General features: G+C 65.7%; 6 protein-coding genes. 5 read left to right on the top strand and 1 reads right to left on the bottom strand.

Annotation, left to right across the window (positions count from 1 at the left end; all coding sequences use genetic code 11):
- From ACREE8_RS06015 to ACREE8_RS06000, 4 genes are all read left to right on the top strand, one after another.
- On the top strand, positions 1-298 hold a 298-nt coding region (locus ACREE8_RS06015; protein ID WP_431572077.1), incomplete at its 5' end, for an AMP-binding enzyme.
- A 152-nt stretch (positions 299-450) separates the two neighbouring features.
- Positions 451-1,551 carry a Fic family protein gene (locus tag ACREE8_RS06010; protein ID WP_431572076.1) on the top strand — a complete coding sequence of 367 codons (1,101 nt, stop codon included), beginning with the start codon at positions 451-453 and terminating at the stop codon, positions 1,549-1,551.
- A gap of 155 nt (positions 1,552-1,706) precedes the next feature.
- Positions 1,707-2,687 carry a helix-turn-helix domain-containing protein gene (locus tag ACREE8_RS06005; protein WP_431572075.1) on the top strand — a complete coding sequence of 327 codons (981 nt, stop codon included), beginning with the start codon at positions 1,707-1,709 and terminating at the stop codon, positions 2,685-2,687.
- Positions 2,684-5,071: a xanthine dehydrogenase family protein molybdopterin-binding subunit gene (locus tag ACREE8_RS06000; RefSeq protein ID WP_431572074.1), complete on the top strand. Its 2,388-nt coding sequence runs from the start codon at positions 2,684-2,686 to the stop codon at positions 5,069-5,071. Before ACREE8_RS06005 ends, ACREE8_RS06000 begins: the two co-directional genes overlap by 4 nt.
- Positions 5,072-5,095: 24 nt before the next feature.
- Here ACREE8_RS06000 and ACREE8_RS05995 read toward each other — a convergent pair whose 3' ends face one another.
- Positions 5,096-7,765 carry an MMPL family transporter gene (locus ACREE8_RS05995; RefSeq protein ID WP_431572073.1) on the bottom strand — a complete coding sequence of 890 codons (2,670 nt, stop codon included), beginning with the start codon at positions 7,763-7,765 and terminating at the stop codon, positions 5,096-5,098.
- 398 nt (positions 7,766-8,163) lie between these two features.
- Here ACREE8_RS05995 and hpnI point away from each other — a divergent pair.
- Positions 8,164-9,314 (top strand): bacteriohopanetetrol glucosamine biosynthesis glycosyltransferase HpnI (gene hpnI, locus ACREE8_RS05990; RefSeq protein WP_431572072.1); only part of this gene is annotated, 1,151 nt, incomplete at its 3' end.

Raw genomic sequence — 9,314 nt, 5'->3', positions numbered from 1 at the left:
CATCCGCTGCGGCGAGAACGTCTATCCGGCCGAGGTCGAGAAGGTGCTGCTGGATTTTCCCGGCATCAAGGACGCGGTCGTGATCGGCCTGCCCGACCCGGTCTGGGGCGAGATCATCGCCGCCGTGATCGTCGCCAAGGACGGACCGGTCGACCCCGCCGCCCTGGTCGCCCATTGCAAGCGCCATCTCGCCAGCTATCGCTGCCCCGACCGCGTCTTCCCGCGCGACGCCCTGCCCTACAATGCCGGCGGCAAGGTCGACCGGAACCTGTTGCAGCAGGAATACGAAACCGCATAGGGCTGACCCGCGAAGACGCAAATCCCAGGCCTGGTCCATGGGGCCGTTCCCGTCCTTCTGCGGCCCTGGTTTTCTCCGCAAATCATGCGGAGAAAATCTTGCAGCTTGCGGAGATTAGCTCCTATAATCTCCGCATAAACTGCGGAGATTATATGTATATTTGGCAGTTGCCCTCCTGGCCCGAGTTCCGGTGGGATCGGGATCGCCTTTCGGAGCCGCTGGCGGATCTCCGCCACCGGCAAGGCTTGCTGCTGGGCCGGATGCAAGCGCTGGGATTCAAGCTGCGCGAGGAGGCCACGCTCCAGACGCTGACCGAGGATGTCCTGAAATCGAGTGAGATCGAGGGCGAGAGGCTCGATCCGGACCAAGTGCGCTCATCCATCGCTCGCCGCCTCGGGATCGATATCGGCGGGCTGACACCGACAGACCGGACCGTGGAGGGCGTGGTGGAGATGATGCTCGATGCCACCCGCCACTATGAGCGTCCCCTGACCCAGGAGAGATTGTTCGACTGGCATGCGGCCCTGTTTCCGACTGGCCGCAGCGGCATGGCCCGCGTCCGTGTGGGTGCTTGGCGCGACGACAGCAAGGAGCCGATGCAAGTGATCTCCAGCCCCTATGGCCGGGAGCGGGTTCACTACGAGGCGCCGCCGGCGCGTCGCGTTCCGAAGGAGATGAATCGTTTCCTCGCCTGGTTCGGCGAACTGCCTGCCTCCGACCCGATCCTGAAAGCAGCCGTGGCGCATCTATGGTTCGTGACCATCCATCCTTTCGAGGACGGCAATGGCCGGATCGCGCGGGCCATTGCCGACATGGCGCTGGCCCGTACCGAGCGCAGTCCACAACGGTTCTACAGCATGTCCTCTCAGATCAGGCGGGAGCGGAACACCTACTACGAGACACTGGAGCAGGCCCAGAGGGGCTCGCTCGACATTACAGCCTGGATGGCTTGGTTTCTCGCTTGCCTCGGGCGGGCGATCGACGGCGCCCAGGGACAACTGGCGAATGTCTTGCGGAAGGCGCAGTTCTGGGACTCCCATCGTAGCCTCGTCCTCAATGAGCGACAGACGCTCATGCTCAATCGCCTGCTGGATGGCTTCGAAGGTAAGCTGACCTCGTCGAAATGGGCGAAGCTCGCCAAATGCTCCCAGGACACGGCCGCGCGCGATATCCAGGATCTGATGAATCGGGGGATCCTGCGCCAGAACCCGGGCGGCGGACGCAGCACCAGCTATGCTCTGGTGGACCGGTAAGGGCGCCGGTGGCGCACTTTCCGGCAAATCTGGGCGCGTTCCGCGTCAAGCCCTAAGCTCAGGTCCGCTCTAGCCTGGGACGGCATCGTTCTGGGCGGGAGGCCCGCGACCGCTTCGGCCGGGTCATCGGGATAACCCAGCCTCGGGAGACGCCATTGTCCGTCCGCTATGAAACAGCAGGGATCGCGCCCGGCGAACGCAACCGCTTCTGGCATGAGGCTGTGGCGCAGGCCTATTTTCCGCTCGATCTCACTTATCGCGACGCCGACCGGTTCGAGGGCAGTCTCGAATTGTGGGACCTGGGCGAGGTCTCGCTGTCGCGGCTGGTGACCGACGGCATCACCTATGCCCGCCATGCGCAGCATTTGCGCAAGGACCCCGAGGAGCATTTCCTCATCACCGTGCCGGAGAACGCCGCCATCCGCTTCCGGCAGGATGGGATGGATGTCGCCTGCCGCCCTGGCGGCTTCGTGGTCGAGCGCAGCCACCTGCCCTACGAGTTCAGCGACCCCGATGCCAATGCGCTCTGGGTCTTGCGCGTGCCGGCCTCGCTCATGCGCCAGCGCCTTTCGATGCCCGACCGCTTCGCCTCGCTCAGCTTCGATTGCGCACAAGGGGCCGGCCGCCTCTTCGTCGATATGCTGCGCCTCGTGCCGGAGACGGTCGAGGCGATCCATCCTTCCGGCCGCGAGGTGCTGGGGCGGCAATTGATCGAGCTGCTCGCCCTCACCTTCGACAACGATGCGCGCGTCCTCGAAAGCCGCCAGGCCTCGGTCAAACAGGCGCATCTGCAGCGCATCGAGCGCCATCTGCGGCAGAACCTGACCTCGAACCAACTCTCGCCGCAGACTGTCGCCGACGCCTGCGGACTCTCCGTGCGATATCTGCATCAGCTCTTTCAGGAGAAGGGCCAGTCGCTGGGGCAATGGGTTCGCGAGCAGCGCCTGCTCCGTTGCGACGAGGCGCTGCGCGATCCGCGGCGGCACCAGACCATCGCCGAGATCGCCCATTACTGGGGCTTCGGCGATCAGGCCCAGTTCAGCCGTCACTACAAGGCCCGCTTCGACCGGAGTCCCAGTGACACGCGCCAGCAGTGCCGAGCCTCCTCGCCGCCATCAGGAGCCCACCGCCCGTGAACAAGCCCGTCGCCACCGCCCCGCTCGTCGGTCAACGCATCAAGCGCAAGGAAGACCGGCGCTTCATCACCGGCGAAGGGCGTTATGTCGACGATTTTCAGATTCCGGGCATGACCTACGGCGTGGTGCTGCGCTCGCCTCATGCCCATGCTCGCATCCTCAAGCTCGGCATCACGGCGGCAAAGGCGATGCCGGGCGTGCTCGATATCGTGACGAGCGCCGATCTCGATGCCGCCAAGGTCGGCGGACTGCCCGTGGGCTGGATCGTGCCCAAGACCATCGGCGCGCCGATGGCGAAGCCACCCCATCCGGTGCTGGCGACCGAGCGCGCGCGCCATGTCGGCGACCCCGTGGCCTTCGTGGTCGCCGAGACGCGGGCCCAGGCGCTGGACGCGATGGAGCGCATCGAAGTCGGATACGAGCCCCTCCCCCATATCGTCGATCTCGAGAGCTCGGTCGATACCGACGCGCCACAGCTCTGGCCCGAGGCGCCCGGCAATCTCTGCTATGACTGGGAGATCGGCGACACGGCCGCGGTTGCGCGTGCCTTCGCCGAGGCCGCCCATGTCACGACCTTGAAGCTGGTCAATAACCGCATCCACGCCTCACCGATGGAGACGCGCGGCACGATCGGCCATTACGATTCCTCGACCGACCGCTACACCCTCTACACCTCGAACCAGAATCCGCACATCATCCGCGTATTGCTGGCGGCGGCCACGCTCGGCATCTCGGAAGAGAAGATCCGCGTGGTGGCGCCCGACGTCGGCGGCGGCTTCGGCATGAAGATCTATCACTATGCCGAGGAAGTGCTGGTGGTGTTCGCCTCGCGCCGGCTGAAGCGGCCGGTCAAATGGATCTCCGACCGCACCGAGGCCTATCTCAGCGACACCCATGCGCGCGACCATATCACCACGGTCTCGCTGGCCCTCGACGCCCAAGGCGTCATGCAAGGACTCAAGGTCGACACCATCGCCAATATGGGCGCCTATCTCTCGACCTTCGCGCCGGCGATCCCTTCCTTCTTCTATGCCTATCCCTTCCCCGGCCCCTACAAGGTGCGCGCGGTGCAATGCCGGACGCGCGCCGCCTTCACCAACACCCAACCCGTCGATGCCTATCGCGGCGCCGGACGGCCCGAATGCACTTATGTGCTGGAACGCGCCATGGATGCGGCCGCGCGCGAGATGGGCATCGACCGGGTCGAGATGCGCCGGCGCAACTTCATCCCGGCCGAAGCCTTCCCCTACAAGACGCCGCTGCTCTGGACCTATGACGTCGCCGAGTTCGACCGGCTGATGGACCAGGCGGTCGAGGTCGCCGACTTCGCCGGCTTTCCCGCGAGGCGCGCCGAAGCGCTCAAGCGCGATCGCTATCGCGGGCTCGGCTTCGCCTATTACATGGAATCCTGCGGCATGGGCCCCTCGAAGCTCCTGAACGAGCAGGGCTGTCAGGCCGGCCAATATGAAGTGGGCACGGTGCGGGTGAATCCGACCGGCAATGTGACGGTGCTCACCGGCAGCCATACGCATGGGCAAGGCCATGAGACGGTCTATGCCCAGATCGTCGCCGATGCGCTCGGCGTCGATTTCAACGCGATCGAGATCGTCCATGGCGACACCGACCGCGTGCCTTACGGCATCGGCACCTATGGCTCGCGCTCGATCGCGGTCGGCGGCTCGGCATTGAAGATCTCGCTCGACAAGGTGGTCGAGAAGGCGCGCCAGATCGCGGCCCATCTGATGGAGGCCAATCCCACCGACGTGACTTTCGAGCAGGGCGTGTTCCGCGTCGCCGGCACCGATCTCAGCCGGACCTTCAAGGAAGTCGTGCGCGCCGCCTACAACCCGGTCGATTATCCGCTCGACAAGCTGGAGCCGGGGCTCGAGATGACGACCTATTTCGATCCGCCCAACTTCACCTTCCCCTATGGCTGCCATCTCTGCGAGATCGAGGTCGATCCCGAGACCGGCAAGATCGAGATCCTGGCGCTGGCGGCCGTGGACGATTTCGGCAACCAGATGAATCCGATGATCGTCGAGGGCCAGATCCATGGCGGCCTGGCGCAAGGTGTCGGCCAGGGCATGATGGAGCTTTGCGCCTTCGACAAGGAGACGGGGCAGCTGCTCTCAGGATCCCTGATGGATTACGCGCTGCCAAGGGCCTCCGACCTGCCCTCGATGCGGATCGAATCCATCGTCACGCCCTGCCACTACAACCCGCTGGGCGTCAAAGGCTGCGGCGAGGCGGGCGCCATCGCCGGCCCCGCCGCACTGGTGAGCGCCGTGCTCGATGCCTTGGCGCCGCTCGGCGTCACCGACATCGACATGCCAGCCACGCCCGAGCGGGTCTGGCGCGCGATCCAGGCGGCGAAGAAGCGCTGAAAGAGCGGCTTTGCGCCGCCGCTTCTATCTGACGAACCCGGGTTGCCGGCCGTCCTGACCGCTGCCGGGCACTTCCTGGGCGCCGCGGGCTTCGGCCTCTCGCGCGGGCCGCCCCAGCAGGGCCGGCAGGAAGATCAGGGCCGACACCAGCGTCCAGGTCAGAGAGATGACCAGCAGCCTTCCCATGCTGGCGGTCCCGGGATGATGGGACAGACAGAGGCTGCCGAAGGTGGTGCCCGTCGCGAGCGCGCTGAAAAGAATCGCGCGCGTGAGACTCGATTGGAGGAACCCGCCGATACCGGCGCGCCACGCCATGACGAAATAGATGTTGAAGGCGACGCCGACACCCAGATGAAGCGGCAGCGCGATGATGTTCGCGAAGTTGAGCGGCTCGCCGATCACGACGCAGGTCCCCAGCGTCAGCAGCCCGGCCAGAGCCAGCGGCGCCATGGTGCGCAGCACATCGCCCGCCCGGCGCAGGACCAGGGCCAGCAGCAGGGCAATGGCGAGAGCGGCCCAGAGCGCCGCCTGCTCGAAGGCCGCGACGATCGTCCGTCCCGATTCCTGGATCGAAATGGGCGCGCCCGTCGCGTCCGGCGCCACCGCGCGAACCGCTGCCGCGAAGCGCCGCAGCACACCATTGTCGTTGCTGTCGCCTTTGGGAAACAGTTGAACGCGCGCCCGGCCATCGGCCGCGACCCAATCCCGGACGAGATCCGGAGGCAGATTGCCGGCAGCCACAGGCGCCGCCTGCAGCGCCGTTCGAAGCTGATCGAGGAGCGTCTTCAATCCCGGCAACAGCAAGGCCCTGGCCGAGGCCCGCAGGGCCGGCGCGCCTGTCGCCATCTTGTCGAGCTCGTCCGCAAGCCGCTCCGCGGCGATGGCCGCGCTCGAGCTCCGCCCGGCCGCCGCCTGGCGCAAGGCGGTCGCGGTCGCGCCCATCTTGTCGGCATCCGCCTTGTCGCTGGGATCGGGCTTCAGGTCGCTGGGGCTCAGGCTGTAACCGACCAGCATGGCGGCATCGCCGATCTCCGCAAGCTTGGCGTCCTGATCGTCCGGGATGAAGCTCGCCAGGGTCACCGCCTGAGCGACCTCCGGCAAGGCCCCGAGGCGCGAGGCCAGGGCTTGCGCCGCCGAGACCGAGGGCGCCATCACGTCGATCGTGTTCGGGGTGGTGTCGGGATCGCGCATCAGATCGAGCAGGGTGGCGACGGATTGAGTCTCGGGGCTCTTGAGGTCGATCGGGTTGAAGTCGAACGGAAGGCGGGGCAGCAGAGCCAGGGACCCGATCGAAAGCCCGGCGAAGAGAGCCAGGACCCACCGGCGCCGGTCCGCCATGAAGCGGTCGACCGGCGCCAGGAACCGATAGCCCGCCTCGGATCCCGCGGCCGAGGGCGCGGCAAGTCGCAGCAATGCCGGCAGCAATGTCACATTCAGCCCGAAGGCGATGATCATGCCGGTGCCCGCGATGACGCCGAGGTCCGAGACACCGCGATAGTCCGTCGGCAAGAAGGCGAAGAAGCCGGCCGCGATGGCGATGGCGGCGAGCGCGAGCTGCGGCCCCACGCCGGCGCCCGTTCCGGCCAACGCCGCGATCATATTGCTGGCCTGGCGCCGCTCGTCACGAAAGCGGACGCAGAACTGGATGCCAAAATCCACGCCCAGACCGACGAACAGAACGGTGAAGGCGATCGAGATCAGGTTGAAGGGGCCGAGCAGCGCCAGCCCCACAGCCGCGGTCCAGATCAGCCCGACGACGACGGTCGCCAGAACCGAAAGCACCATCTTCATCGACCGCAGACCCAGCCACAAAAGCAACGTGAGGCCGAACAGGGTCAGGGCGGCCGTCGGTCCTGCGCCCTCCGCCAGCGTGCCGAACTCCTCGTCCTCGAGCGGAACCGGTCCGGTCAGACGAACCGAGACATTGTGGGCGGGCGTGAGGTCCAGGTCGGCCGCGGCCTGCCGGATGGCATTGCCCGCGGCGGCGCCGGGCGACAGGGAATTATAGTCGAGAACCGGCTGGACCAGGATAAAGCGCCGCAGTTCCCGCCGGTCGGGCACCGCCTGCGTGATCATCTTGCGCCACGACAAGGGCTGCGGGGACCCTGCCTCGATGGATCCCAGGCTCGCGCCGATGGCCTGGAGCGGGACCGCCAGGTCGTCGAGGCGCGCATCGCCGCGTCTCACGCCTTCGAGCGCCAGCGAGAGCGCGCTCATGAGGCCGCGCAGGCTCGGATCGGCCGCCAACGAACCCAACAGGGGTTGGCCGGCGATCACATGCTCCATGAGACTCGCCAGATCCTCGCGCGGCAGGAACAGCAGGCCGTTGCGATCGAAGAACGCGCCACCATCCGGTCGCCTTACGGTCCGGAACTGCGTCTTGTCCTTCGACAGGCGATCGGCCAGCGCGGCGGTTGCCGCCTCCGCGAGCTCCGGCGTCGGCGCGTCGATCACGACGACGATCTGATCCTGGCCCTGGGGGAACGCCGCATCGAACGCGGCGTCCCGCTTGCGCCATGGGATTTCGCCGGAGATCAGCTTGGCGCTGTCCGTGTCGATCGAAAAATCCCGGACCAGATAGAGCGCCGCGGCACAGCTCAGCAGAAAGACGACCGCGATCACCTTCAAGGCGTGGCCGCCACAGATTCTGACGATCGCCGACAGCGCACGACCCGCCATTCCCGGCGTCAGCATTCAGAGGCACCCGGCAATCGTCAACACTCCCGTCCTGTCAAGATCGTTGCGTCGTGGTAATAGGCGGACACTGCACATCTTCCTGTCAGTTTCCTGTCGGTCTAGAAGATTCCCGCCTTCACATATTCGAATCCGGCGCCCCCCGGGTTCGCCGAGACAATATTCCTTCCCGTTCCGAGTAGAAACTGATACGCATGTTCGTCGCAGTCGACAACCCGCGGCGACGCTGTGTTACGATAATTTCACAGTAAAGTGCTGGCGCATATCCGAGCCACAGTGCCACCAATGTCAGGTGCTGAGCGGTCGTAGGGGATGACGACCGCCAAGTCGGGAAGGCGAGAAAAAAGACAGACGACGATTCCGATTCTGTTCGCCACCAGACAACCATTGCGGCTCCCATGACGATCAATCCCCAGTTCGTAGAAATCGCCGGCGCGTTCTGTGTGTTTTGCGCCGGTATCGGCATACTCTACACACTCCTGGCAGGCTTCCTCGTGCGGCGATTCTTTCGCAGTCGTAGCGGCGAGCCGTCCGAGTTCCCGTCCGTCAGTATTCTGAAACCCCTGCATGGGGATGAAATCGGACTGGACCGGAACCTTGAATCGCTGTGCCAGATCGACTATCCCGGCGAGGTCGAGCTCGTCTTCGGAGTCCAGGATCCCCACGACCCTGCCATTCGCCATGTCAGGGCCTTGCAGGATCGGTTCCCCGGGATGGCGATCTCCCTGGTGATCGATCCGCGCGAATATGGGACCAACCGCAAGATCTCCAACGTCGTGAATATCGCGCGAGTGGCGCGCCATGAGGTTCTCGTTCTTTCCGACAGCGATATCGGCATCGACCGGGACTATCTGCGGCACACGGTCGCCGAGCTCGCCCGGCCCGGGGTGGGGCTTGTCACCTGTCTCTATCGCGGTGCGCCGCTCTCGGGCCTGTGGCCGACCTTGTCGGCCATGGCGATCGACTACAATTTCCTGCCGAGCGTCATCGTCGGCCTGAGGAGCGGCCTGGCCCGACCCTGCTTCGGCTCGACGATCGCCTTTCGGCGCAGCGTCCTGGAGCGGGTCGGCGGATTCGAGGCCTTCGCCGATCATCTTGCCGATGACAATGCCATCGGCGAGGCGGTCAGGGCCCTGGGCTTGCAGGTGGCGATAGCGCCTATGCTGGTCACGCATAGCTGCGCCGAGCGCAGCCTCGGCGAGCTGCTGAAGCATGAGCTGCGCTGGTCGCGCACGATCCTGAGCGTCGCCGGCCCGAGCTTTGCCGGCATGATCGCAACCCAGCCGCTACCCCTCGCCCTCCTGAGCGGCGCGGCCTTGGGCTTCACCCCTTGGATAGCCGCCCTCATCCTGGCCGCTTTGGCCTCGCGGCATTTTCTGCGGTATCAGGTCGACCGTTCGGCAAGCAGCAGTCTCGGCGATTCCGGATGGTGGCTGATGCCGCTGCGTGACCTGCTTTCCTTCGCGGTCTTCTGCGCGACATTCTTTGTCGAGAAGGTTTCATGGCGCGGACGGCGATTCCGGGTCCGCGCGAATGGCATGCTGTCCGC

It is taken from the genome of Hypericibacter sp. (genome assembly GCF_050729195.1).
Classification (GTDB): domain Bacteria; phylum Pseudomonadota; class Alphaproteobacteria; order Dongiales; family Dongiaceae; genus Hypericibacter.
Note: the sequence above shows the minus strand (reverse complement) of the source record. Positions and strands in the feature narration are given on the sequence as shown.